The sequence below is a fragment of the Bacteroides sp. D2 genome (assembly GCF_025147085.1).
Classification (GTDB): Bacteria; Bacteroidota; Bacteroidia; order Bacteroidales; family Bacteroidaceae; genus Bacteroides.
This window is the reverse complement of record NZ_CP102261.1, coordinates 2643213-2670135: the sequence shown is the minus strand read 5'-3', so window position 1 is coordinate 2670135 and position 26923 is coordinate 2643213. Positions and strand designations below refer to the sequence as shown.

Here is a 26923-nt window from a genome sequence, read left to right as displayed (position 1 = left end):
AATGCAGTCATATTAAGATTATACATTTATTTTTTATATGCTTTCAGCAGAGCCTGATAAACTGTTTCGTTCACCTTTACAATGCAGCCGTGTCGTGCGCCGGGCCTGTCCGTACCATCCTTTACATTAGGTCCGGAGAAAGTACGCTCTTTCCATGGGCCGTCCATAGAGGTCGACTGAAACAAATGATACCCATAAGGTTTGGCTGCATAAGATTCCGCATAAATAAACCAACCGCTATGATTCGGCCGTTCGATAAAAATAGGTGCTTCACGCATCATATCATTCGGAGTGACAGGTGCTCCCGGATTAGTGTAGGGACCAGTCAGATTGGAAGAGGTGGCAATACGGACTGTTTTCCCTGTTTCCGGGGCAACAGCCGGATCGCGTTCGTCTTTCATAATCGCATAATAAACACCGTTTACTTTACGGATAATAGCATCGATAATAGCCATATTCTCATCCGTACCGGTAAAATTGAATAATTTCTGTGGTTCCGTATAGGTCTCGAAATCCTTTGTCAACACATAGAGAGTGCGCATACTGTCCCAATCGTCCTTATCCGGGTCGTTGCAGGCATGCCAGCTTATAATGTACAGTTCGCTATCCTTGTCATAAAACATTTTGGGTGCTCCCCAATAATAGGTAGTATAGAATCCCTGTGCATTGCTACGATTAAAAATCATTTCATTCAACTGGGTAGATGTCCATGTCACCAGATTTTCCGAACGCCACAAAGCCAACGGATTGACTGCAATCATATAGAAAGCTCCGTCATGTCCCTGACAAATATCAGGATGTCCAATGTAAGCGCTATTGATGATCCGACCTTTATTCAGCGTTTCCCAATTGATGCCATCCCGGGAAACAGCATAATACAACTTTCCATAATTCGCATTAGTCATGTGAGCGAACAAATATCCGCCATCAGTTTCCACCGGAATTTCTTCTCTGCCTGTTTCTGCATCATCCGAACACGACCAACTCATTAAAGACAATAATAGACCAATTATATAGTAACTCATACGTTTCATATCTTTTATTCAGTTAATAGGTTTAATTTATACTTTGCTGCGCTTTGCTCTTATCCTCCGCCCAACCCGGACGTTCCCAAGTCTGCTTCAGCTCTTTTCCATAAGAAATGGCCTGTTCGACTGCATAGTTAGGAATCGGCATGTATTGATGCGTCGGCATTATGCCTTTCGCCTTATACATTTCTTGCGCGTATTTATTAAAGCGGATCAAGTCAATCTTTCGATTACCTTCATAGAAAAATTCATGTCCCCGCTCTATCAGAATAGCGTTTAAAAAAGCGTCTTTTGTATTGGTTGTCACACTCGGCAAGTCCGACAGCCCGGCTCTTTTTCTCACCTGATTCACCGCATTTATAGCAGCTACGGAAGGTACAGTTCCTGTTTTACGCACTTCTGCCTCTGCATACATCAATAATACATCGGCCCATCTTGCCAAAGGAATATCGGTACCCTGGAAAGTAGTCATCGTCTCCTGCGGGAATTTATTTATAATATATCCGTTCCATCTCACTCCCAGATTATCTTTGTTGATAACGACACCATTCTTATCCTTATAACTGGTTACAATGGTCTTCAGACGACCGTCGTTGCTTTCGAAAGCATCGTAGTATTTTTTATCCATACTGAAAGCCTGGAGCCATCCGCCTCCCATTGGAAAAGGATCCCCTTTTGCCACATCAGAAGGTAAAGCCCACATCAGGAAAGGATTCGCATTTCCATGTTTCGGGTTACCATCGGCAGTCGGGCTACAGCTGACAGCCATAATCATTTCTTTATTGAATTTATTGGCATTCTTAAACAGGTCAACGTACGGAGTACTTCCGGTTTTAAACAAATCATATTTGCCCGTATTGAGTTCATTATACATATCAATCGCTCTCTGATAATAACCTTCCATGTGTTCACCCTCGTTCAGACAGTGTTTCATCAGGCAGAAACGGGCATAGTCACGCGTATAGCGTCCCAAATCCGGGGCTACTTCGGGAGCATTCTTTGCGGCAAATTCCAGATCATCCGTAATCCATTGAGTCATTTCATCCAAAGAAGGACGCACGGTATTCGACAACGCTTCCGGATCAATTACTTTTTCGGGATCCAGGATTACCGGTACGGGACCGTAAACATGCAACAGGAAGTACATCATCAATCCACGACACAAGCGTGCTTCTCCAAGTAAATTATTCTTCTTTTCTTCTGTAAGAGCAGTCAGGGGAGCTTTTTCCAACGTTCCAATCACTTCAGTCATACGGGTTACCTGGGCTGTTTTCGGGAAATGATTCAAGTTACCACCGTCGTCTACATTTCCGCGCCAGTAATAAAAGCAATTACTATAATCTCCTTTACTAAGGCGTTCCCAGTCTGCACCTACTGTGGTAGCAGGCGCACATATATCAGAAGCAGAATCAAACATACGCACCGCTCCTCCAGACTGTATATGAATACCATGTTGCAAACCACCCGAACCCATATCATACGTCCAAACCGTAGTATAAGGCAGGTAGCAAACCATCATATAGGAAACATACTCCTGCTCTGTGGAAGGATATTCTCCCTGCAACAAAGCTCCGTAAATATAAGGATCAAAATTATTCTCACAACTACCGAATAAGAGTTGCAAGGAAACAAGCATCGGTAAAAAGAACTTCTTTTTCATACGACATAATTTGTTAGATTTCATAGCTTGAAGTTTAGAAGGTTAATTTTGCACCTATTGAATAAACTCTCATTTGAGGATATTGTCCTCCGGTCAGATTCGAAGAGGAAGTGTTGATTTCAGGGTCATATCCTTTGTATTTGGTAAAGGTCAAAGGATTCTGAAAGTCAACAAACACACGTATTCCTCTAATATATCCTTTAAATACGGATAATTCTTTGGGGCCCAGGTTATATCCCAGTGTGATGTTTCTCACACGTATATAAGAGGCATTTTCTCTTGTATAATCAAAGCCCAGATTTTCGGGTAAAGCCACTGATTTACTGATTGCAATACCCGGAAAATGTCCGTTCGTGTTTGTCTGGGTATTCCAGATGTTATAAGAATAGATACCCACATTGTGCGCATCCACTCCCCTGGAGAGATTTCCGGCATCTGCACTATAACTATATGCGTCATTCCATTTCTTTACACCTAGTTGTCCGTACATAAATATATCCAGATCAAAGTTTTTCCATGTAAACGTATTGCCAAAACCAAAATAAAATTTAGGAAGCATGTTATCCATGTAAGAGTCATTCACGTCAATGATTCCATCACCGTTTTTATCTTCGACAATAGGATAACCCGGCATACAGGCGGCAGGTCCCAATGAACGTTGCGATTCGGGCATATTACTCTTATCCACATCAATAATACCGGTCGTTTTATAATAATAGAATGCATTCATCGGTTCATTTTTCCTTTTCTGATATTTCTGATAATCATAGTTAGGCATACGTTCGATCCATACTGCATTGTAATGGGACATCGTAATTTGAGAGGTCCATTTAAAATCATGTGTCTGGAGATTCAATGAGTTTAGACTTACATCTACTCCGGTACGTTTATAATGCCCTCCATTAATTGGACGTGTTCCGTGCATTCCCAATAATTCTGTCGGCGCTGTTCCCAACAAATGGGTTACGTCGTTACGGAATACATCTACACTACCCCAGATTCGATCTCTAAAAATAGAAAAATCCAATCCGATATTTTTCATGACTGTCTTTTGCCAGGTGACATCTTCATAGTTAGCGCCGGACAATATGTAGGGAATGTAAGTTACCGAATTATTATTGAATTGAACATCCTCGCGGGTTGTCGTTACAATACCGTATAGTGTTGTACCCAGGTTATCGCTACCTGTTTCACCGTAACTGGCTCTTAATTTCAACATATTAATCCAAGAGATATTCTTTATAAATGATTCTTCGTTCATCTTCCATGCAAGAGAAACAGATGGAAAGAGGGCGTATTTCTTACTGGGAAAGAATTTATCCGTACCGTCACGACGCAATGAAGCGGATACTACATAGCGTCCGAATAAGTCGAAACTTCCTCTGACAAACTGTGATCTCTTTTCATTCTTATATTTATAGGAAGTCGGATAGAAAGGACCGTCTGCCATACCTACGCTACTTCCCTGTATATGGTCATTGGCATTTTCATAAGATATATCCGAACCATCGCCACTATCAAGATAACGTCCCATACCGGCCATCAAATTCATATCCAATAACTCTCCAAATTTATGTTGGAATGTTAATGTACCTTCGAGAGTGCTTTGCTGCCTTTTTCCATATCCTAAGTTTCCTCTGGATTTACGTTGCAATGCGTAGTAAATATCAGAAGGAATGTAAGAATCACGAGAGGTATTTTCCTTGTTCAAGCCATACAATACTTTGGCTGAAAGCATATTCTTGATAATATCGACATCCAGTGAGAAGTTCATGTAGTAACCATTTTGCTCGGATTTGTCATTAATATCTTGCATGGAAACGGGATTAGGCGTCCGGCTGAATACATTATATTGTCCTTCGGCATCGTACACGGGAAGATAAGAGGGATAGAAGATTGCCCCGAAAAGTGCTCCGGCTCCCTGATCTCTTAAGTTTCCGACATCTCCGCCGACAGTAGAGTTCGTGTAATTATTCTGATTCAAGTTGACAATGGTTGTCAGTTTCAGGAAATTAGTCAGCTGGGATGTGATGTTTGTACGCAGGGAGTATCGCTCCATATCCGAATTATAAACGGTAGCGTCTTCTTTATAGTAGTTAACGCCCAGATAGTATTTAAACTTTTCCGAACCACCGCTAATCGTCAGATTATGATTGGTCACTGCACCTGTTTTCAGTACCTTGTCCAGCCAATCCGTAGTCGGGGCATTGGCTATTTGTGTCGGTGTAAAGATAGGTGTCCATTTATCGTCATAAGCGGCGTTTCCATAAGGATACTGACCTTTGTCATATAAATAATTCTCTTTACTGAATACATTCACCATGTTCATCAGTTCGGGTCCGCTCAATACATCCAGGTAAGGATAATGTTTTTGCACGGAATAGCTTCCTTCATACACGATGGTCGGTTTTCCCTCTTTTCCTTTTTTGGTAGTCACCAGAATAACACCATCCGCTGCTCCGATACCATAAATTGCTGCAGAAGCATCCTTCAGGATTTCAATGGATTCAATATCATTGGGGTTTAATCCGGCCAGTCCGGCACGATTGACGGAAGAAGGAAGTGACGTACTTCCCGTGCCGACTTCAAAAGAGCCGCTAGGCATAACTACTCCATCCACCACATAAATTGGTGTACCGCCTCCACGAATGGAGATATTAATACCTCCTCCCGGCTGGGGACTGGCAACGGTTGCCTGCAAACCGGCAGCACGTCCCAGCAACATTCCGGAGATATTGCTAGTAGCCGCTTTGGATATTTTTTCTGTTTTTACGGTAGCGATAGAAGTAGTCAGGTTTTTACGGGAGGTTGTACCATACCCCACCACTACCACCTCGTCCAATATTTGCTGATTTTCAGCCAAGGTGACAGATAAAGATACCCGGTCGCCCACCTTTACTTCCTGTGTCTGATAACCGATATAGGAGACTTCCAATACAGCTCCCGGTGACACTTCCAGGGAAAACTTAGCATCCAAATCAGATGCGGTTCCGTTGGTTGTTCCTTTTTCCTTGATGGTAGCACCGATGATCGGTTCACCGTTGGCATCGTTCACTGTACCTGTGACTTTACGCTTTTTAGTGTCTTTAGAGGTATTCTGCCGCGCTTGCCCTTTTTGGACAATAATATTCTTGCCCTTTACCTCATAAACAACTTCTTGCCCGTACAATATCTGATCGATAGCTTCATTCAATTGTTTTGCCTTTACACTTACAATCTTCCTGGTATCCAGGTCTCCCACTTTATATACGAAAGAATATCCGCTTTTATTCTTCAATTGCGTCATTGCTTCTTTCACTGAAACATTATTCATTTTCAATGAAACGGCCTGGGCTAGCATTGCTATGTTAAGGCAAAAGAGAGCCACGACCATTAATATGGCCTTCTTCCTGTAATTCATAAAATAAACAAATTATTTAATTAAAACTTGAATAACTCGTTTTAAAAGAGATGTATTTTGCTAACTTTGCATAATCTCTTTTGAAAACATGCTCACGTTTGAAAGTTGTTAAAGAAGAGATTCAGGAGCCGGAAGATGTTCGAGATCTTCCGGTTTTTATTTTTCTCTCCTTATCATTCACTAAAGACTATTCAGTATTATTTCCTTTACTCATATTCTTCAATTATAAGGTTAAACAATCATAGTATTATAATCTCTGGTAACCGGTTAATAGATAGTTATATTGCGCTCTTCAATTTTATATTGTATTTTCTCTGTAGATGCCAATGCATCCAACACTTCCTGAATACTTTGTTCCCGACGGACGAAGTTTCCGTAGAACCGGAATTTATTTAATGAATCATTAGCTATATGGATATTCACATTGTAGCTACGTTCCAGTTCTTTCACGATGTCCGGCAAAAGTTCTTCATCAAAAAACAGATAGCCATCCGTCCATTGGGAGGCATTGGAAGCTGTGACAGTTTCTACGGTCATCAATCCGTTCGCTTTGTTTAATATCGCTCTCTCGTCAGGTGCAAGGAAAGCTTCTTTCTCTTTTTTCAGTAAATTACTTAATTCTACTTTCCCTTCCAACAAGGATACTACTACTTCATGATCTTCCGGATAATCGCGGAAATTAAATTTTGTTCCCAATACCTGCAATTGCAAATCTTTGGTCTTTACAAAGAAAGGGAGTTTCTCATTCCGTTGGACTTCAAAATATCCCTCGCCTTCTAATTCTACTTTACGGTTATCTACTCCGAAGCCTTGTGAGTAGGTCATTCGTGAACCGGCATTCAACCAAACCAATGTACCATCAGGCAAATAAAGTTTCGTTCTTGATCCTAAAGGAGCCTCTACGGATATATCTGCAAAAGTGTCTTTTACATTCACTCCTCCCTGCCAATATGAGAAGCATCCTACTGCAAGTATGACTGCGATAATCGCGGCATAACGCCACAACGCCGACAAACGGAATTCCTGGCGAGGAGCTTTCTCCACTTGCTTCCGGCTCCCGATACGATTCTTAAAGGTATCAAATGCCTTGTCTTTATTGTATTTCGACGCGGCTTCACGGCTCACGGCAGAGAACCAGACTTCCCGTCGCTGAATAAAATAATCCTCATTTTCAGGTGATGCAGCTATCCATGCTTTTAGTTCGGCTAAAGCATTTTTGTCCAAACCTTCGGTCAGATAGGTTGCAATCAATTCATCAATATGTTTCTTTTCTTCTTCCATTTTTCTGCGTTCTATAAAGGAGACAGTAGATTTTTAATTGAGGGTAGTCTAAAAATGACTTTTTTTCGTTTTTACCCGAAAAAAAATAAAAGTAGAGTAATCAGATATTTACTTAGATTCGTTTGTAAAGATGCTAATGCATTCTTTATATGATACTTAACCGTATTGACAGAGATGCCTAACTCTTGAGAAATTTCTTCGTATGATTTTCCTTCAAAACGGCTTTTATCGAACACGCGACGACATTCGTTCGGCAATTTATCAATGGCTTTATATATTTCCTCTTCCAGTTCACGCTCCAGCAATGTCCCCAACGGATGCGAATCGGATATCGTCATTTTATCGTCTGTTATCTCATCGGGCATTAGAGATGAAAACGCAATCTCGCGCTTTTCCCATTCTGAATTAAGATAGTTGATACAACGATTACGGACGGCTCTCAACAAATAGCTACGGATGGAAACGGAAATCTCCAGCGTTTCACGAATCTCCCATAAATGAAAAATAGTATCTCCGACGATAGTTTCCGCGAGGAATTGATCTTTTACATAGCCATTCGCGACATGACACAACAGGGCATAGTGACGGTCATAGATGTATTGATAGGCATCCTCATTGCCTGTCTTCAACTGCTCCACTATTAAAGTTTCAGTATGCTCCATGGATGTATTAGTCAAGTTAATGGCACAAATTTAGAGAATTTGTCCTAATTAACCTAATATCTATATAAGTATCTCCAAGAGAATAATCAGAGCATTTATAATGCACATCCCCTATCATATTCAGCCCTAAAAAACGAAAAATAAGGACCAATTCAAAAGAGCTGTTTCTAAAACGTGAAAATTAAATTATGAAAGAACTACTGATATTTTTTATAATACCATACTTCTGTTTAAAGTAAAAAAATGAGATAAGTACTTTAATTACACTTATCTCATTCTTTTTATCTTATTACTTTTGACTATCCGGCAACGGATTGATAGCTCCTCGTAGCGTACAAGTATATGCCGAGACATTAACTGCTCTACGATGCGATTCCGCCACCGATTCACCTCTAAGTATGTTAACAACAAAGGTAGCGGTAAACGAATCGCCTGCACCTACAGTATCGGCTACCTCGACCTTGGGCGTGTCAATGGATGAAACTTCCCCACTTACATCGTATATTCCACTACACATTGCGCCTTGCGTAAATATGACGTACTTAAGTGAGAAACGAGAAATAAGCTCTGCGATAGCTTCAACAAAATCTGTCGAAAGAGAAAGAAGAGAAATCAGCAACGGTAACTCGTCTTCATTCAATTTGAGAACATTGGCCTTTTGCAATGATTCCACAATTAACTCTGTCGAATAAAAATGTTGCCTGATATTAATATCGAATACCTTCAAGGAGGTATTCGGCACTGCATCTATAAACCTCAAGATTGCAGTACGCGACTTTTCACTTCGCTGTGCCAAAGAGCCCCAACAAACCACATCTGCATCGCTAACAAGTTCCATTGTTGCACGACTACACTCGATTGCATCCCAAGCAACATTCTCAACAATGTTATATTGCGGAACGCCAGCCTCATTCAACGACACTAGCACTTTTCCCGTCGGCAAACAATTACGAGAAACATATCTTAAATCAAGTCCGGTCTTTTTAAGCACCACAATCGTTTCATCACCCAGTTCATCTTCGCCTATTGCCGTAACAGGATACGAATCTGCTCCCAACTCTTTTGCAAAAAAACAGAAATTGATAGGTGCTCCGCCAAGTCTTTTGCCTTCCGGGAAGCAGTCCCAAACAACTTCTCCTATACCTATTATTTTCATGGTTTTATAATTTAATAATTATTTTCATGGATGTCGAACGATTCTCATCTATAAATTTGTATGCCTCATCATACTGTTCAAACAGGAAGCGATTCGAGATAAGCGGTTCGAGATGGATAGCTCCCGAACTTACCATATCGACAGCTGCAAGATAATCTTCATGGCGATACATCATCGTTCCATTCAGCTTTAATTCGTGTTCTCCCAAATAGAACATACTAAGCGAAGGATCTTTGTCAAATACCGCCACCACAACGATGGTACTCCCTTTCTCAATACATTCCATGAGCGAACAAATACTCGACTCAACCCCGGCGACTTCGAATGCGGCTTGGAAACCTTCATCACCAAAAACACTCTTAATCCCTTCCTTAAATGGCGTCTTAGCAACATTAAGCGTATCCTCTATGCCACATTTACGGGCCATTTCAAGTCTGAAGTCACTCACATCGGTAATTAGAACTTGTTTAGCTCCCCTGGCTTTTGCGAACTGTGCCACGAGATTTCCAATCGTTCCAGCACCCGAAACAACTACATTTTTACCTTTTAAGTCACCGCCACGCATTGTTGCATGCGCACCAACTGCCACCGGTTCTATCATAGCGCCATAGTCAAGTGACATATCTTTAGGTAACACCGCAATCCTGTCATCATCTACTACAAAAAAGTCTTGCGCGGCTCCATTTGCCTGAAAGGCTTGTACCTTCAGTTCTTCACAAATATGATACTCTCCTCTTTTACAAGGCTTACACTTCCCACACACAAGTTGCGGACGTGCAGTGACAATATCACCTGCCTTACATATTGTGACCGCCGGACCTGTAGCGACTACCACTGCCGAATATTCATGTCCCTGAACTACCGGGTAGAAGGTTGCCGGATGACATCCATGATAAGAATGTATTTCACTTCCGCAAATACCTATTCGTTTTATATTCAGAAGAACCTGATGTTCTTTCAGGTCTGACGCTTTAGGTGCCTCGACCTCACGAAACTCTATATGTTTCGGTTCTACCAATACAGCTTGTCTCATTTTATTCCATATTTACTTAAGATTTCTATTACCGGAGCCTCTATCGACTTAGCCCAAAGTGTATATCCATAACTATTAGGATGAGTTCCATCAACCGATGTCTCGTGTGCATCGGAAGCATTAGGCGTGATTAGATAAACATCTTTGTATTTCGGGTCAACAAGGATCTTTGCAAACAACTCTTCTACAGTTGCGGCTTTAGCCCGTTCTTTCGCATCAAGAACTGTGTCGAATGTGCGTCGTTCACGATAGATAGTACGCTGAAATATCAACGGAGTGCCCGGATGCGCTGCTATGAGCCGATTGATAAACGGTATCAAGCGCTCTCTAATCAATTCTGCATCAGGATTCGAAAAGGTATCGAATATAAAAGCATCAGCTCTTACTTCCACAAGGACATCGGTCATGTAAGGTTGCATCAAACAACGTCCGCTTGTTGCAAGCGACACGATTTGAAAGCCCGTATTGCGCATAAATTGCATAGGATAACTCATGCCGGACCGATCCGTACTTACTCCTTGCGTAAATGAAGAGCCATATACCACTATCTTATGACGAAAGTCCGACTTCAACGGCTCGATAACAGCGTCGTCATCTATCCCTATCTTACAAGAAATAACCTCTGAATACATCGGCATATACATCATGCATTCGTGCATTGTACCATCCATATTCTCTATAAGTGCAAACGTCTCAATACGTTCGCTTTTATACGCTTTCGATGAACCACTTGCCGCATACTGCCATTGTCCGTCCGCATTTTTGATATAAAGATCGTATCCCTTATAAGAGATTGGCATTGTCGAGTTACTCGAATATACATACCCCCACTTTGTCGTAATATGTATATTACGCGTGTTTGTTTTAAACAGTACAGCCATACCAGCCGGGCAACGAACTTGCCGATTCTCCGTCCGATTAAAACCTTTATAAACCAATGTATCGACTCTATGATATGGATTTGGGGTCAATTCAAACGGCTTACCTATCAGGTTAAGTGTAGATGCTTCAATCTGTTTTTGTGCCGAAACCGATACTACACACAACAGTAACAGAACAACCGGAATAAAAAACTTCTTCATGGTTTTGTTGTTTTTAGTTGTTTACTGCAATAAGACCTTTAATCCTTCTGCTACGCTCATGCCATAAAACAGCTCATACTTTTCCATAAATACAGGATATTTGTCTAGTTCCAATGACACAAAAGGCGATATTTTCAAGAACTCAACTGGTGATCCTCCGGAAATCAGCATCTTGTCCGCCGGAGTAATGTGAGGTTCGAAAATAGTTATATTCTCCCCAGACTCCGTGTGTGCACCTATAAGATATTTGCAATAAACAGCTACCAGGAAAGCCTCTATCGAAATATCCTTTCCATCCCGTAACATCTGTTTGAGTATGGGTACTACATAGACTGCAAACTTCGCGATGCCATCACCGCAAAGTCGCGATACTTGATCGCTTATCGCCTTGTTTGAGAATCGTTTGATAAGCAAATCTTTATACGCTTCAAGATCAACACCCTCGGGAACCGGAACATAAGGAGTGACGTCCCTGTTCATAAACAACTTTATCATTGTGCGGTACCTCTCATCTGCCAATACAGTATCAACCTTCCTAAATCCCTCCATATAGGCAGGATAAGACAGAAGTGTATGCGATGCATTGAGAAGACTTAATTTCATGATTTCATACGGGGTCACATCGTCCGTGAATGTAACTCCCACTTTCTCCCATGCAGGGCGGCCTGCAATGAAATTATCTTCAACGACACATTGTATGAAATCTTCACAGCACACATTAGTAATCTTCCCCGATTTTGTTGCAGGAGTGATTCTATCCACCATCGAATTGGGGAACGTCACTTTCTTTTCTGCCCACGCTGCCACCTCAGGATATTTCGCTTCGAAGTATGACATAAACGCACATTTTGCAGCATTGCCATTCTGTTGCATGTTATCGCACGAAAGAATCGTAATCGGCAAATCTTGCTCCATTCGACGTTTAAGTCCTTCGGCTACATACCAGAATACTGTGCGCGGCTTATCTAAATCAGCCTTATACCCCCCTTCAGTTATGGTCAAAGTAATGATTTTTATCTCCTCCGATGCTATTTTAGCAATGATTGGTTCACTATCTATTTCTCCCCATGCAAGTTCGACAAGCGAGCCAATCAACATATTATGCCGTTCGCCGGAAGGGCTGCAGGTCGTTAACTGATATATACCATTTTCTTCTTTGAGAGCATTGAACAGTATCCCGTCTGTAGGCATAATCATTGCTCCAAACACACCCCAGCATTTTTGCGACGGATCTTCAAGCAAAAGATTTGTATAAGCTTCGAGATGCGCACGGTGGAAGTTCCCAACGCCGAAATGTACTATTCCAGCCTTAATTTCGGCACGATTGTAATTAAAAGTCTTCATACGATAATTTCAGTGTTTCGGCAAGTGATCTTTCAACCTTGTCGCAATGTTCGATATAGAATTTATAAACCTCGTTCCATTTGTAATAAGATGCTTCAACCGCTTCAAGCGGTAGCTGAAGATCTTTTTCATTCAGCATAAACTTGACTAGAATATCCGAATTATCTTCCGATTGATAAAATATCATCTGAAGATTCGCCCCCATCGGAATATCCCAATACTTCCAGCTCTGCAAAGCTTCTTTGGAATTACTTGCCTCACGTGCCCACGTCCCAACCTGTAGATTTGTCAAGATGGCCATAAGAACACCATCGTGTCCGAAGTTGAGATTTATACCATGACGTTTACGGGCAATATCTTCGGCAGATTCGTCTAATAAATGGCGTAACGTGCGCGATGCAAGCCCCCAACTCCGCCCGTGGGATACAGGCTCAGGCCCCTTCTGCGCAAAATACTTATAGTTTTCGATTTCTGCCCAAGCCAATATTTCCTTTTCTGTAAAGATATCCCAGATAGGCACTTGCCGGTCGAGACATTGCATAAGTGACGCCATTAACCAGAAGCGATGGACAAGGTCATATTTATCATACTCGCTTTCTATTTGTGTAATGTCTATAAACAGCCTTGTGAAAAAAACATCAACATCCAACTTTTCATCTATGTACGAACGATATTTTTTATACCAACTATTTTCCTTACCAAGTATATACTTATCGAGCGTACTTCTATCGGGACATACATTGCCATAAGGATTCAGTGTGGTAAGAAACGAACGAGAGTTGTCTATCTCTGCCCATTCAAGCTCGGGTTTCAGTGACAAAATCCCCGAATTCACCGATTGCATTGTAGCTGCCACTCGAAGTACATTTGTCGCGTTAGTTTTCAAATAAGGATGGTTTTCAAATACTTCAGGATAGTTTTGTACCATTCTTCGGCCTATTTCCCGCGTCTGGCGATAACCGATCTGCGTCAGATCACCTTCTTTATAGAACACATTCATCTTGAACGGTTCAAGGCGTTCGTATAGAGCCTTCCCGAAGTCTGTAAGGTTGTTCGTATCATGAGCTTTCTCCAATACGCCGTATATGGCAGGGTAAGTTACCGTATCGTCTATCTGACGAGCTCCGTGACGGAAATAGCCATTTATATAGAAAGGTTTATACCCTTTAGGGGTCGGCGTAACCGTATGTGAAAGATCGGTCACATAATACACGCCACCTGCACGTTCCGGATCCTGGCGTATCTCATCGAGAGGATTTTCCCCTATCCGCTTTTCTTTTGGAAGAGAGAGTTTGAATATGCAAGGAAGGTCGGATGTCTTTTTTGCGTTTGTATTGGTATTGACATACATGGCTCCATCTTTTATCACAATATCTTCCGGTTCGTAAATGACTTGTTCCTGCACATTGTATCGTGCAGTAATTGTCCGCGTATCAGTATCATACACCCGGATGCAGGAAGGACGGTTGTCATCTTGCTTCCCAACTCCGAAGCAATAGTATATTTTACCATCATGCATACAGCCCGCTTGCGTGAACCATACATCATAGGGAAACACCACCTGATCAAGAATGTCATTTTGGTCAAGCCGCACCTTTGCACCCTCACTTAACGATGGTATGCGGAACTTGGTGGCGACATACTGGTTCTCCCATGCATTCTTTGTCACTTTCGCTACCGTACGCTTACGTGCCGAAAATATCCATATAAAGCCACGTTCCCGATCGACCAGCCAACTCGGCGCTCCGAAGATAGAGACATACCCTTTCTCCGCCCACTTCGAACCATCTAGTTCGATTGTCTGTACGATTTCGCTGCTAAAACGTTTCCCACGGCGAGTTATACTCTCTACAAAACACAACCATTCCAATTCACTTCCTACCTTGCCATTTGTTATATATAGTAAAGGAAATGATGCTCCTCGTTTTGTCTCAACACCAAAACATACATTATTTACATGGTTGTCAGGATGGGAGGAAGCCAGTTCAAAGCCTGCTAAGGGTTTCGAATCTGCACTTTTGAAATCATATATATTCACATGCCCTCCATCCTCGCACGAGAATATGTAATCATCCCATATTTCAAGTCCTTGCTGTGCTCGCCCCCGTCCTTCCTTTGCCAAGAAGACAGAGCACTCTACTTCCTTCTCCGGCTCAACATACAACTGGGCGATAAGGGGAATAGAGACCAATAAGCACACGACAGACAAATATATTTTTTTCATAAGTATGCTCTATAAATTTAAAGTATGATTATGTTCTACGTTAATCGAATAGCTCTACGCCTAACGATTCAAGCCGTCGCTGCAACTCTCCTACATCGAGAGCACGCGGAGTACAATTCTGCGATGCACTCATGGCAGCAGCAATACCAACAGCCTCTCCCATTGCCATGCAAATACTCATGACACGGTATGAAGCGTGGGCTCTGTGAGTACCCGATATGCACCGTCCCGCCACAAGAAGCCCTTCTAAGCCCAACGGGAGAAAACAACGATACGGCAAATCGTATGGTTTGCAATATTGTATGCTCGGTTCCGCCTGTCCGGCTCCGTCAGGATTATGTATATCGACAATGAACAATGCTTTATGTACTACCACATCAGCAAAGCGGCAGCCTTCCGCCATCTCATCGGCATCAATCACATAGTCGCCCATCACTCTGCGGCTTTCACGCACTCCAGTTGTTGTACCACTTCCGATCACTCTACAGTTCTCGTAACCCGGCAAATTTTCTCTCAAAAATTGAGTCAGGAGACGTATCTGTTGTCTAAGTTCAAGATCAGCGGTGAAAATAGATCCTACTGAAGTTATATCCACTCTATTGACCTGTGTCGTATTTACTTGACGGCAACCCGGTCTGACTGATGGATGCAAACGTACAGCAGCAAGAATTGGGGGAAGTTTACCGTCGTCAGCTTTCTTTTTGCACCAATCAAGGAAACGCTCGCCATTAAGTTGAACATCATCTACATCTCCAATGCAAATAAGCCCCTTTGATTCATCTACTCCGTCAATAGTATATTCAAGGGTTACAGGCTGCATAAGTCCGTCATCGCGCCCTTTTTCTATTTTTGCACCGGCAAGAAAAGACACCACTGCATCGCCAGTGCAATCTATGGTAACTGCAGCCTCAAAACAAAGTGTCCCCTCGTTACTTGCGCACTCAATGCCTTTTATCACCTTTCCGTCACGAATAACATCCGACACACAACATTGCAAAAAGACATCAATATTCTTTTCCTTCGCAACAAATTCTGCCAATGTAAGTTTTGCCTCTTCAAAATCGTGAGCTTTTCCATGCTCCCCAATCCAGTCATTGTCTTTGACGCCAAGAATAGAACAAACCTCATCGCGCATAGTGTTCTTACCTACACTACCGAGAATAGGACCGACATACCCAGCGGTCAGATTACCTCCAATGACTCCATATCTTTCGATAAGAGCAACATGTGCCCCCTGCCGGGCAGCGGCTACAGCCGCACATATTCCGGCAGGCCCTGCACCTGCTACTAATACATCATAATATTTTGTATTCATTATCTGCTTGTATATGGACCGGAAACAGCCTTAACAGTCATTGCCCCATCAGAATCTGTGGTTGTCATTACTCTATATTTGTTTCCTCCATCGGTCACACGAACTACAATATGTCCATCATATCCCTTTACTCTCGCAGCCTCTTCTGCCGTTACCCGGTCGTCTACTCCACTGGGACGATCGCCCTGCCAGAAGTTAGTGATAAATATATCACACGCAGGGAGTGTTGTCTCCATCGAATTCAATATATCGGTGCGGGGATGACAATCAACCCATGAATTAACAACAATCGTTTGTGGATTGAGCGCTTTCAGAGCATCGGCCTGATTGGTGTTGGTTACACCATGATGGTCGGCTTTCATCAATTCTACCTGGCCTACGGCTTTTGCGCATGGCAATTCGGCATCTTTCCATGCATAACTCGAGCGCCCGTTATACTGAAGATCACCACCGGCAAAGAAGTCAAAGTTGCCATACGAGACTTTCATCACGCAACTGGTTATGTTCTCCGGCGGACAATTGTCACTGGCTGTAATGTCTTTGCTGTTTTTGTATGAAATCTCCGAGAGTTCAGGGAATGTCTTCTTTGTGGCAGTGCCCGAACCTGTCCAAATTTCTCCATTCACAGCAACATTTTGCACCTTTGCAGTAGGATACTTCGCTGAATTGTACTTCTGAACTATTTGATTATTTGCCCCTGCTTTAAATATCGCAGCCTCGAACTTTTTATTAGCAACATTCCATTTCACCGCATTGATATAGTTGTTACAACTTGAAGCATTATCTGCCATTGTCGCCATGTCGAACGGATAGTTATAATCGGGGTAACCACGATCGAGAAGCGTGCCAATTTTAAAATTGTCAAAGATCTCGGCATAACCTATCAACGAATAGGTATCGGAATTGGAAGATTTCGGCAAGGATGTATTATAACCACCGAAGTGGTCATTATGGAAGTGGGTAAGTACCGCATAATCTATCGTACTGTTACCTGTCCATGCCATACACTTACGAATGTAATCAGCTATAATTTGTGAGCCACGGGTAGAAGTTAAGGTTGGATCCCAACGACTACGAATACCGGTGTTGGTCGTATTACCATTAGAGTTGGTCGCAACACTCGAACTTGCAGCATCAATAAGCATTTGCGTACCATCCGGGAATATTACAAACACGCTTTCACCCGTAGTTGTATTGATGAAATGAATATCCATCACACCTTCTTGCCAAGCAGGAATAGTTTTACCTATCTCTATTTCGGTGGCAGAGTCATCTCCACCTTCTTCACCTCCGTCCGGACGAATCAAAAATGATTGAGATTCATTAGAACTGCATCCTACAATCGCAAGGATGAACAAACTGAAAATAAATATTAACCTTTGCATGCTATATGAAGATTTAAAAACATCTCTCCGCCTTCAATGCTGACGGCAAGACGAATATAATTACCAAAATTTGAATTCACTTTTATAATATGTTGGCCAAGTCCTTTGAAGATCGTAGGAATACTGCCGTCATCAGCCCAATGCACACCGTCTTGCGATAGTTGTACACGACCTTCGAATACAGGATCTCCCTCTATTTTCTCAACCATAACAAAGAATATAGCCTCATCTGCCCAACCAGCCTCGTAAGGATGAGTGAAGAAAGTTCCTTTAAAAAACTTCTTTACCTCAAGATGGGAATCATTAAACATTTTCATATATTACATTCCTCCTTATTCTTGTGAAACAACAACTGAATCTATATAAAAGAATACACGACGATTGGTATCAGTACCCACCCAGAAAAGAGGGTTGATAAGGTTGTCGATACGGTTATATCCATCAACAGTATCGGCTGCAATGCCACGCATATCCCAAATTCTGTCCTGACATTGGAACTCCACATATTCGCGAAGCTGTGTGTCAAGTTTCAGGCGCATATATTGCCAATTGAGTTTGCAATCAGTCTCATTGTAAATGAGTTTCTGATGACCATCATTCAAATCTTTGAACCCATCATGGTCACCATTAGGATAACGACGACCAAACCACCAAGGATCGACACCCTTCTTACACCAATCTCCGTCAAGTCCATAAGCCCAATCACGATCTGTAACGTCTTCATCCGAATGTTCATACTGCCACTTCTGCATTAACTTTCCGTCCACTGCATTGAGATAGCGTATTCCTACATGATAGCGTTTTCCACCTTCCTGTACATCAAATCCCATACCGAAGTCGCGGATTGAACTCTCATGTAAACCCGGTTGCGGACGATCACCGCCATCAACCACATCCTGCTCCGCCGTATATGTAAACCAGCATTCTATCTGCAAATATTTGCAGCCCGGACGAGAGAATGAAAGTCGCTTAATGGCATGTCCCAGGCATCCCTCTGCCGGAATCTCCGTATAAGGCGCTGCAATAGGTCTTGTCGAGAGTTTAAGAGAATAAGTACCGGACATTGCCCCATGAGTACCCGGATACCTAAAGGTAGCGGAACTAAGCATGACCGGTGGCCACTGATCTTTATTGACCAATGTCTTAGGAACATCAAAATTCGGATATTCCGTAAAATTAGGCATCAATGTCATCCAGCCGTTAAAGCCTGTGTTGAATACATCATAGCTCAACACCCTCTTTAATGGTTGATACCGACTGTGCAATAAAATTTCTCCAATGCTCATATTATCATTTATTTAATAAAGTTAGTACCCTGGGTTCTGAACAAGTTTGCCATTCATGATTAGTACATCATCACTTGGCAATGGCCACAAATAAATCTTCTCATCAAACTTACGTTCTCCATGCTGAACGATATAAGTCCCATCAGCCATCGCTTCAAAGGAAGGGAATCCGTCTTCATCAAATGCCGGAGTCTGTGGCCAGAACCAGTTGCCTGCCGCAAAATATTCCTTTGCTCTATTGGCCGTACGAGTAAATCCGTACATATTGTGTCCGAAAGCATTCTCAAACTGATGCCAACGAAGTAAATCGAAATAACGCAGATTTTCCCATGCAAACTCCACACGACGCTCACGACGAAGCACTTTACGCAATACTGTCTGATCGGTGGTGGTGATGGACGGATAGTCGTTGGTTTGCGTACGGGTAGTGCTATAAGCACGAGCACGGACATCGTTGATACAAGCAAGAACAGTAGCATCAATATCTCCCAGTTCAATCTTAGCTTCGGCATACATCAACAACACATCGGCATAACGCATGAGAATGACGGGATTGTCGTTATACAAAGTAGTACGCCATGACTCTTGCGCGCCTTTGCGCAGGCAGCAACCATTGTAAGCGCAGTTGGAAGCATCCGAACCGCCTTTTGAATCTTTGTTTGTAACCATGCGATTTTGCGTATAATCCATTACCTCAAGTGCATTTGGCGCAGGATTCCACTCAATACCATAGATACGGCTACCGGGAGCAGCAAATGTTTCCAAACAACGGGGATCACGGTTGGCAAATGGATCGCGAGGATCAAAACCACTGCCGGGCTCATCGATCGTCTTACCATTCGTCATTTCGTAGACAGCAAGAAGTTCCCATGAAGGTTGCGCATTATGTGTACCACCTGCCGAACGGGCAATGAATGAACCGATAGACTGTGTAGTAGGCTGACCGTTTTCATCCAATTCAAGGTCACTTGAGTGAACAACAGAGAAGATGACTTCCTTGCTACCTCTTGTCTTATCGCGGAAAAGTTCTCCATAATCAGGGGCTAAATCATATACTCCCAGATCCATACAGTCTTGTGCAGCCTTTGCGGTAGTCCCATAGTCGTGCTGATAGAGAGCTGTACGAGCCTTGAAAGCATAGGCCGTTCCTTTATCCACACGGGTGGCACCGCTATTATTATTTGCGACCGGCAAATTTTCTGCTGCATAGTCATAATCTTCATAAACCTGTTTTAAAACGACAGCTTTGTCGGTACGTCCCATCTCAAATGCTTCCTCTGGAGTAATTGAAGTCAGATAGAAAGGAACATCTCCCCAAAGAGTAATCAAACGTGAATAAGCAAACGCCCTGAAAAAACGGGCTTCGGCACGAAGCGTATTAAGTTCTGTGGTGGAATATTTACCTTCAAGATTGTCGAGTGCCTCCAAAATCCGGTTTGCACGACTAATGTTCTTATAAGTGTAACTCCAAACAGTCTTAATGTTGGGATTACTTGTAGAAGACGCATTCAGTGAACCTGCCGCAATTGTATAAATATTGGTTCGTTGCGCCCAGTCATCTGTATTACGGTCCAACGTCCAACCTTCTTCTATAACAAAGAAGGTACTACGATAAAAATCATTCAATGAGATTCGAACTTCCTCCGGTGACGAGAACCAGTTTTCACTGGATGCAGCTGAAGGAGGATTCAGGTCGAGGTTCACACAAGAAGTTACAGATAGAAGAACTATCATGTAAATCAATACATGTATTTTTTTCATATTATGTAATTTTTTCATACTCTATTAGAATTTAATATCAACTCCAAACGTATAAGTACGTGTGATATAGGTAGAAGCGCCTGCTTCAGGGTCCCATCCAGAAAGATAACTATCAAAGCAATATGGATCATCGATATTGACATACACCCGAAGTCCCTTGATTCCGACCTTAGAGACGATTTTTTTAGGAACTGTATAGCCAATATTGATGTTCTTTATACGCATATATGCGCTACTCCTAAGCCAGAAATCTGACATTTTATAGTTGTTGTATTCACCGCCCTGATGACTCAAGCGAGGATACCTGACTGATGCGTTCTGTTCTGCTGTATTATACACACTCCAGTAATTACGGTCACCATTGTCGTTCAGAAGGACTGACGGAGCCGGAAGCCATTGTCCCTGCATGGGACGAATCATACTTTCGGTAAGGCGTGAAAGTTGTTTCCCGACACCATTGAAAAGTAGAGAGAAGGAGATGCCTTTCCAACCCAAACTAATAGAACCTCCATAAAGATAGTGTGGCAACGAACTGCCAAGCACTACGCGGTCATATGTCTCATTGATAATTCCGTCAGGAGTACCATCTGGTCCGCTGATATCTACATATTTTACATCACCCGGTTTGGTAGAAGCCGAAAGCAAAGCGCTTTCGCTGACTTCCTCTGCGGTCTGGAACAAACCTGCAGTCTTATATCCATACCATGAGTTATATTCTGCACCTTCAGTAATAATAGTACCATCGCTGTTAAACTGCTGCTTGCCGTTAAGATTATCTATAATAGACTTGTAATCAGAGATATTAAAACTTACCGCATAACTAAAATCCCCGATACGGTCAGACCAGCCAAGTTTTACTTCCCAACCGCGGGTGTGCATTTTACCTACATTCCTGTCAGGTGCCGAGTAACCGGTAAACGACGGGATTGCCACCGACAAGAGCATATCTGTTGTCTTTTTATAATAATAGTCTGCGCTAAAGTCAAGGCGGTTGTCAAAGAAAGCGGCATCCACCCCTATATCCCAGCTCTGTGTTTTCTCCCAATGGATATTCTCATACGCATAATCTTGTTGTGCGGCGGACATTGAAGATTGAGGAGTAGATCCTGCACTGTCATACATAATGGCATTGTTGAACGAAATGTATGTCTGGTAAGGATAATTTCCAATCCGCTCATTACCGAGAGTACCGATAGAGGCACGAAACTTCAGATAACTTACCGGGGTTATATTTTGCATGAATTTCTCATTAGAAATTACCCAACCAACCGATGCCGAGGGGAAGAATCCCCAACGGTGATCCTTGTGAAAACGTGAAGATCCGTCTTCACGAGCATTGAGTTGGAGGTAGTAGCGGCTGTCGTAATTATACATGATACGGCCAAAAAATGAACGATAGGCATTCTGATAAGAATTGCCGGCTACAGCAAGAGCATTTTTATTCGCCAAATCAAGATAAGGGAAAGAAGACAAAGACATATCGTTTGTCGACCCCGACATCGTTTCATACGTATAGCTATAATCCTCATAACCGACCATGGCATTGAAGTTATGTACCTTGCTAAAGGTTTTATCGTATGTAGCGATGAATTGCTTCTCCAATGATTTGATGTTACGGCGTTCTTCACTTAGCGAATTAGAAGTATACCCCGAAACATATCCCAACATAACATCGGTTTCGTATGCATCATAAACAGGTATGGCTTTCTTCATCTCCTTGATTGAAACATTTCCAATGGTAGGAGTCAAATTAGCAGTAATGGTCAAATCTTTTATAGGCTTATAGCTCAACGAGAATTTACCGGTCATTGTATTAGATACAGTCTTTTTTTCTCCGCCTTCCAATAAAGCGGCAAGTGTATTACTAAGACTGCCGTCTTTACCGGGACCTACACGACCGTCCGGATAAAGTCCTAAATAAATGGAAGGATACATATAAGCCGCACGAATCGGGCTACCGGAAGTGGGGTCATTTTTCGTGGCATAACGTACCGAAAAATCAATAGAACCGGAGAGTTTATCACTAATCTTCAGATTATTACGAGAACGGATAGAGATTCTTTCGTGGTTTGAACCTTTGTAGACAGCGTCAGCATTTTCGTAAGTAGCGGAAGTGTGACTCTTGATTACCTTGTTGCCATACGTCATTGTCAAATTGTGCTTATGGCGCATAGCGGTGCTCGAAAGAATGGCATCTTTCCAATCATAGATAGGATATTGAATGGGGTCATACCTGTTGTTGGTAGCATAGTTGTCGATGTAATCCTGTGAATAGTTGGCAAACTCGCCTCCTGCAGGATTACCGGCATCGTTCCATGACCATTCATTATACATTGTCATGTAATGATAAGGGTCGGTCAGGAATTTCGGAAATTCGGTAGGAGAAGATAAGGAAACCTCCCCGTTGTAACCGATCGAAAGTTGTCCCTCGGTTGCCTCCTTAGTTGTTATCAAGATAACACCGGCAGCAGCACGGGCACCATAAATGGATGCAGAAGCCGCGTCCTTAAGTACAGTAATCTGCTGCACGTCTTCACTTGCTATATTATCGAGGCTACTGACCATCATACCATCGACAAGGATAAGCGGACTCGAATCAGACATGGTTGTCACACCACGAACCTGCACCGTAGCACTCGCTCCCGGCATACTGCTTGAACGAGTAACCGTAAGTCCCGGAATCAATCCTTGCAAAGATTGCGAAAGTTGCGAAGTACTCTGCCTCTCGATCAATGAATTGTTGATTACACCGACTGCACCTGTAAGATCTTTCTTCTTTACAGATCCATAACCGATAACGACCGTTTCTTCAAGCTGTACAGCATCCTCTTTAAGTTTTATATTTACCACACTTTTACCATCCCATACAACATGTTCGGTCATATAACCCAGATAACGGAATTCTATTGTATGCCCTGATTCCGCACCACTAAGCGCATACTTTCCCGACATATCGGAGGTAGTACCTTTTCCATTGTTTTTATCATGGATCACAACTCCGACAAGAGGACCATTGGCATCGCTAACGACACCCTTCATTACATTCTGTGCAAAAGCCAGATTGATTTGCAGGAAACATGCCAATAACAGGCTTAATATACTTTTCTTCATAATATTCATTCTACGATTTCAAGCAATACATGTTGGTTATACTCTTTGATCGCCGCACCTGTTTCAGGGTTACTCGGATGTTGCGCCGAAAAACGTGTCTGACCACTTGCGTGTGTGCAGTCGATATATTTTCCAGAATATCTAGCACCACTAAGACCTAAACGACCTGCTTGTCCAAATCTTAAGACAATCTCATCCATATCTTTAGTTGTCGTAAATACTCCTTCGGCAGGGATATATGCACCATTGTTGCTGGTATCAAGCAACATTCCTGCAAAATTGTAGGTAATTGTTGCCGAATAATCAATGGAAGCACCCGATATCGTTTCTGTCGCACTTTCCAGAAGAGTCGAAATCGGAAGAGCCGGTTTCCATTCCTCCCCATCCTTGAACTCGATCATCCAGTAGCTAGAACACATCGTTCCCAATTTAGTCACAAAATAGAAATGGATCTTTGTACCGGCAGGGATTATCGCACCTTTCGCATCGCCACAGATATACCAATAATCGCCAGGAATAGCTCCTGATACATACGGGTCACCATTACCGCCCACTGCGCGGTCGCAAATAGCTGTCTGCGCTATATAACCTGTTCGGTCACATGCCCAATACTCTATTTTACCACTTCCGGCACTTGGAGCAATATACTTGCCATTGGCTCCCGGGAATACCGACTGTGCTTCACCATCAGCAAATGTTCCACTCGTATTGCTGGTTAAACTCTTCAAATCCCAATCAGCTAAAATACCCGAAAAAGCATCTTGTACAAGAGTATATGTATAGTCTTTATCATCCAGGATGGTTACCGTTACTTCTATTGTCCGCTTTACAAATGTCTTGTTTTCCGGGAAAGTAAGTTTAATGTCACATTCGCCTACCCCATTTGTAGGAGAAACGGTCACATCCGCATCTATACAAACAGCTCTCCACTCTTTATCGCCAAAGACTTTGAACGAAGATTCCGTTGTAGCTGCATCAACCGATTCGGTGGCAGGGCTGATGCCCTTAGGAACAATCCCCTTCTGAGTAATAGCCAGCTTTAGAGGAGTTACATCATCACCAATGAAACGAATTGCACCAGTACGAGAAGTAGCCGATGAATTTTCAGAAATTTTGATTGTAAATTTAGTAATCTCACCTTGTGTCTCATGAGAATCAATAACTGCCCAATGGCTATCGCTTCCTTCGGCCTGGCAGTCGTTATTGACTCTGTAAAAGAGATTTGATTCAAGATCAACGGTGAAAAGACCACCTTCTGCTTCTACAACAAGTGTCTTTGTCGCGAGTGTCATGTACGGAGTATCCGAATCGTGACAAGATGCAAAAATAACAAGCGACACACTTGCAAACAATAACATCTTTAGGTTCATTTGATTAGTATTTAGGGTTAATTAATAATGACTAATTAGATATTTTCACCTGCTTTGCATACATGATTCTGTATATCACATAAGCAAGTATAGTGGCAACAATCAGTACGATACTTCCTATTACGATATTTTTTACCGCAAGAGTCTTTGGATCGCCGACAATGAGCAGACCAACCAGCAAGAGTACAACGACTCCAAGGGTTATACAAAAGCAGTTAACGGCCAAATGCGAATAATTTCGTACCGCTTTTTTCTCCTTTGAGGTCGGCTCGCGGTCGGCATCAGGATCAGTATATTCGCAAATGGCTTGATAGCCATTGTCTTCATACTTTTTGCGTACCGACCAAATTTCCATCATTACAAGAATAAGTACGGGAAGTACACAACCGGAAACCGATTCTATTATGCTTGGACTAATGACGGAGGCAGGAATGATGATACGAGCCATAATACCCACGAACCAAGTAAGCACCATTGCAGTAATAAGTTGGTTACCTGTCAACCGCTTTGAGAACAGTCCCCATATTGACGGAATATATAAAGGACACATCACCATAGTAAGAAGGGTTACCACAACCTTTTCTGCACCTCCAGCAAAAGGTATGAACATCGACAAGGCAATTATCACAAGTCCGAAAACAAATGTAAAGAGACGACCTACCTTTATACGCTTTTTCTCATCTGCCTGACGATTTTTCTCTTTGTGTCCCCAAATATCATAAGTATATACATTTGCATACACATTCAAAATGCCCGAAACATTACTCAATGTGGCCGATAGCATCGCTGCCAACATCATGCCTACCATTCCTTTCATGAGCACGAGTTTGCTCATATTCACATAAGCATGTTCACCGTTGAAAGTCATTGTAGTTGCATCCAAATCAAGTGCAAGTCCGGGTTCCATTACACGATAAATCATGGTAGGCAGATACCAAATGAGGGGAGTGACGAGATAAAGTATTCCTATCAAATAAGTACTCTTCTTCGCATCTCTTGTAGTAGGCACGCTTATGTAACGTTGTACAAACGGCCAGTCGCCACCAATCATGGCTACATTAAGAAATATCCACAATAAAAGCCATACCCATGTATAGGTCGGAGACGTACCCGAGAAGAATCCCGGTATCTCATTTGCTTTATCGATGAATGCGCTTACGCCCCCAACTGCGTTAAATGAGAGAGGGATCATAAATACAACCACAGCCAGAAGTACTCCGAATTGAATCACATCGGTCATTAGTACGGCAAGAAAACCTCCGGCAATGGTATATCCAAGAGCGATGGCACCAAGTATGAGAAGTGCCCACCAAATGCTAAGATAACCCTCCGGTGAATCGCCTAGCATACCTGTACTCGCAAAAATACTGCCGCCATCGACCTTGATAAGCGCACACATCACAACCGCTACCGCATACAGAGACACTGCCGTATGCACCGCACGGGCTACAATTCCTGAAATCGTGTAAAAACTCACTGTGCGGTGTCCGAAGCGGATCGTGAGAAACTCCCCCGGCGATTTGATACGCAACTGACGCCATTTGCCGGAGATCCATTTACCGACAATAAATGATGCCACACCAAGGCAAAGTGCAACAATTACCGCAACTATACCTGATTTATAAGCAACGCCTCCCCAAACGACAAAGGTACTTGCCGAGAAAATGGTCATGTAAGAAGAGACTCCCGACAGCCACCACGAAGAATTTCGCCCGGCAATAAACATATCTTCGGAGTTTTTAATTTTCCGCGACATCACAACACTCACGGCTATCAATCCGAGAAAGTAGAGTAAGATAACAAAATAGTCTAAAGATTCCATATA

At 42.5% G+C, this 26923-nt stretch carries 18 protein-coding genes; all 18 read right to left on the bottom strand.

Annotation, left to right across the window (positions count from 1 at the left end; genetic code table 11):
* Window positions 1-26: 26 nt before the first annotated feature.
* Window positions 27-1025, bottom strand: a complete 999-nt coding sequence (locus tag NQ505_RS09285; RefSeq protein WP_009000096.1) for a family 43 glycosylhydrolase — start codon at window positions 1023-1025, stop codon at window positions 27-29.
* A gap of 31 nt (window positions 1026-1056) precedes the next feature.
* Window positions 1057-2712, bottom strand: a complete 1656-nt coding sequence (locus NQ505_RS09280) for a RagB/SusD family nutrient uptake outer membrane protein (protein WP_009000097.1) — start codon at window positions 2710-2712, stop codon at window positions 1057-1059.
* A gap of 10 nt (window positions 2713-2722) precedes the next feature.
* Entirely contained in the window at window positions 2723-6088 is a 3366-nt protein-coding gene (locus tag NQ505_RS09275; protein ID WP_009000098.1) for a SusC/RagA family TonB-linked outer membrane protein, read from the bottom strand.
* Window positions 6089-6355: 267 nt separating this feature from the next.
* Window positions 6356-7369 carry a FecR family protein gene (locus NQ505_RS09270; RefSeq protein ID WP_009000099.1) on the bottom strand — a complete coding sequence of 338 codons (1014 nt, stop codon included), beginning with the start codon at window positions 7367-7369 and terminating at the stop codon, window positions 6356-6358.
* Window positions 7370-7440: 71 nt separating this feature from the next.
* The gene (locus NQ505_RS09265; RefSeq protein ID WP_004307060.1) at window positions 7441-8031 is read right to left on the bottom strand and encodes an RNA polymerase sigma-70 factor; all 591 of its coding nucleotides are present in this window, start codon (window positions 8029-8031) and stop codon (window positions 7441-7443) included.
* 289 nt (window positions 8032-8320) lie between these two features.
* The gene (locus NQ505_RS09260; protein ID WP_009000100.1) at window positions 8321-9187 is read right to left on the bottom strand and encodes a carbohydrate kinase family protein; all 867 of its coding nucleotides are present in this window, start codon (window positions 9185-9187) and stop codon (window positions 8321-8323) included.
* Window positions 9188-9191: 4 nt separating this feature from the next.
* Window positions 9192-10220 (bottom strand): zinc-dependent alcohol dehydrogenase, encoded by a 1029-nt coding sequence (locus tag NQ505_RS09255; RefSeq protein ID WP_009000101.1) that lies wholly within the window; start codon window positions 10218-10220, stop codon window positions 9192-9194.
* Window positions 10217-11302 (bottom strand): SGNH/GDSL hydrolase family protein, encoded by a 1086-nt coding sequence (locus tag NQ505_RS09250; RefSeq protein ID WP_009000102.1) that lies wholly within the window; start codon window positions 11300-11302, stop codon window positions 10217-10219. Before NQ505_RS09250 ends, NQ505_RS09255 begins: the two co-directional genes overlap by 4 nt.
* A gap of 21 nt (window positions 11303-11323) precedes the next feature.
* Window positions 11324-12646, bottom strand: coding sequence for a mannitol dehydrogenase family protein (locus tag NQ505_RS09245; protein ID WP_009000103.1), 1323 nt, complete (start codon window positions 12644-12646; stop codon window positions 11324-11326).
* On the bottom strand, window positions 12633-14870 hold the full coding sequence (locus NQ505_RS09240; protein WP_032853739.1) for a histidine phosphatase family protein: 2238 nt from the start codon (window positions 14868-14870) through the stop codon (window positions 12633-12635). Before NQ505_RS09240 ends, NQ505_RS09245 begins: the two co-directional genes overlap by 14 nt.
* A gap of 40 nt (window positions 14871-14910) precedes the next feature.
* Window positions 14911-16185: an FAD-dependent oxidoreductase gene (locus tag NQ505_RS09235; RefSeq protein WP_009000105.1), complete on the bottom strand. Its 1275-nt coding sequence runs from the start codon at window positions 16183-16185 to the stop codon at window positions 14911-14913.
* On the bottom strand, window positions 16185-17570 hold the full coding sequence (locus NQ505_RS09230; RefSeq protein ID WP_009000106.1) for a ComEC/Rec2 family competence protein: 1386 nt from the start codon (window positions 17568-17570) through the stop codon (window positions 16185-16187). Before NQ505_RS09230 ends, NQ505_RS09235 begins: the two co-directional genes overlap by 1 nt.
* Window positions 17558-17887, bottom strand: coding sequence for a hypothetical protein (locus NQ505_RS09225; RefSeq protein ID WP_009000107.1), 330 nt, complete (start codon window positions 17885-17887; stop codon window positions 17558-17560). Before NQ505_RS09225 ends, NQ505_RS09230 begins: the two co-directional genes overlap by 13 nt.
* Before the next feature lie 15 nt (window positions 17888-17902).
* The gene (locus NQ505_RS09220; protein ID WP_009000108.1) at window positions 17903-18856 is read right to left on the bottom strand and encodes a DUF6772 family protein; all 954 of its coding nucleotides are present in this window, start codon (window positions 18854-18856) and stop codon (window positions 17903-17905) included.
* 21 nt (window positions 18857-18877) lie between these two features.
* Window positions 18878-20617 (bottom strand): RagB/SusD family nutrient uptake outer membrane protein, encoded by a 1740-nt coding sequence (locus tag NQ505_RS09215; RefSeq protein ID WP_032853741.1) that lies wholly within the window; start codon window positions 20615-20617, stop codon window positions 18878-18880.
* Between the two features lie 24 nt (window positions 20618-20641).
* Entirely contained in the window at window positions 20642-23728 is a 3087-nt protein-coding gene (locus NQ505_RS09210) for a SusC/RagA family TonB-linked outer membrane protein (protein WP_009000110.1), read from the bottom strand.
* Window positions 23729-23733: 5 nt separating this feature from the next.
* Window positions 23734-25098 carry a BACON domain-containing protein gene (locus NQ505_RS09205; RefSeq protein ID WP_009000111.1) on the bottom strand — a complete coding sequence of 455 codons (1365 nt, stop codon included), beginning with the start codon at window positions 25096-25098 and terminating at the stop codon, window positions 23734-23736.
* A gap of 31 nt (window positions 25099-25129) precedes the next feature.
* Window positions 25130-26920: a sodium:solute symporter family protein gene (locus tag NQ505_RS09200; RefSeq protein WP_009000112.1), complete on the bottom strand. Its 1791-nt coding sequence runs from the start codon at window positions 26918-26920 to the stop codon at window positions 25130-25132.
* Window positions 26921-26923: the final 3 nt, after the last annotated feature.

Excerpts from the sequence above, each read along its gene's own strand:
- NQ505_RS09285 (WP_009000096.1), bottom strand. The coding sequence starts at position 1,025 with ATGAGTTACTATATAATTGGTCTATTATTGTCTTTAATGAGTTGGTCG.
- NQ505_RS09280 (WP_009000097.1), bottom strand. The coding sequence starts at position 2,712 with ATGAAATCTAACAAATTATGTCGTATGAAAAAGAAGTTCTTTTTACCG.
- NQ505_RS09275 (WP_009000098.1), bottom strand. The coding sequence starts at position 6,088 with ATGAATTACAGGAAGAAGGCCATATTAATGGTCGTGGCTCTCTTTTGC.
- NQ505_RS09270 (WP_009000099.1), bottom strand. The coding sequence starts at position 7,369 with ATGGAAGAAGAAAAGAAACATATTGATGAATTGATTGCAACCTATCTG.
- NQ505_RS09265 (WP_004307060.1), bottom strand. The coding sequence starts at position 8,031 with ATGGAGCATACTGAAACTTTAATAGTGGAGCAGTTGAAGACAGGCAAT.
- NQ505_RS09260 (WP_009000100.1), bottom strand. The coding sequence starts at position 9,187 with ATGAAAATAATAGGTATAGGAGAAGTTGTTTGGGACTGCTTCCCGGAA.
- NQ505_RS09255 (WP_009000101.1), bottom strand. The coding sequence starts at position 10,220 with ATGAGACAAGCTGTATTGGTAGAACCGAAACATATAGAGTTTCGTGAG.
- NQ505_RS09250 (WP_009000102.1), bottom strand. The coding sequence starts at position 11,302 with ATGAAGAAGTTTTTTATTCCGGTTGTTCTGTTACTGTTGTGTGTAGTA.
- NQ505_RS09245 (WP_009000103.1), bottom strand. The coding sequence starts at position 12,646 with ATGAAGACTTTTAATTACAATCGTGCCGAAATTAAGGCTGGAATAGTA.
- NQ505_RS09240 (WP_032853739.1), bottom strand. The coding sequence starts at position 14,870 with ATGAAAAAAATATATTTGTCTGTCGTGTGCTTATTGGTCTCTATTCCC.
- NQ505_RS09235 (WP_009000105.1), bottom strand. The coding sequence starts at position 16,185 with ATGAATACAAAATATTATGATGTATTAGTAGCAGGTGCAGGGCCTGCC.
- NQ505_RS09230 (WP_009000106.1), bottom strand. The coding sequence starts at position 17,570 with ATGCAAAGGTTAATATTTATTTTCAGTTTGTTCATCCTTGCGATTGTA.
- NQ505_RS09225 (WP_009000107.1), bottom strand. The coding sequence starts at position 17,887 with ATGAAAATGTTTAATGATTCCCATCTTGAGGTAAAGAAGTTTTTTAAA.
- NQ505_RS09220 (WP_009000108.1), bottom strand. The coding sequence starts at position 18,856 with ATGAGCATTGGAGAAATTTTATTGCACAGTCGGTATCAACCATTAAAG.
- NQ505_RS09215 (WP_032853741.1), bottom strand. The coding sequence starts at position 20,617 with ATGAAAAAAATACATGTATTGATTTACATGATAGTTCTTCTATCTGTA.
- NQ505_RS09210 (WP_009000110.1), bottom strand. The coding sequence starts at position 23,728 with ATGAAGAAAAGTATATTAAGCCTGTTATTGGCATGTTTCCTGCAAATC.
- NQ505_RS09205 (WP_009000111.1), bottom strand. The coding sequence starts at position 25,098 with ATGAACCTAAAGATGTTATTGTTTGCAAGTGTGTCGCTTGTTATTTTT.
- NQ505_RS09200 (WP_009000112.1), bottom strand. The coding sequence starts at position 26,920 with ATGGAATCTTTAGACTATTTTGTTATCTTACTCTACTTTCTCGGATTG.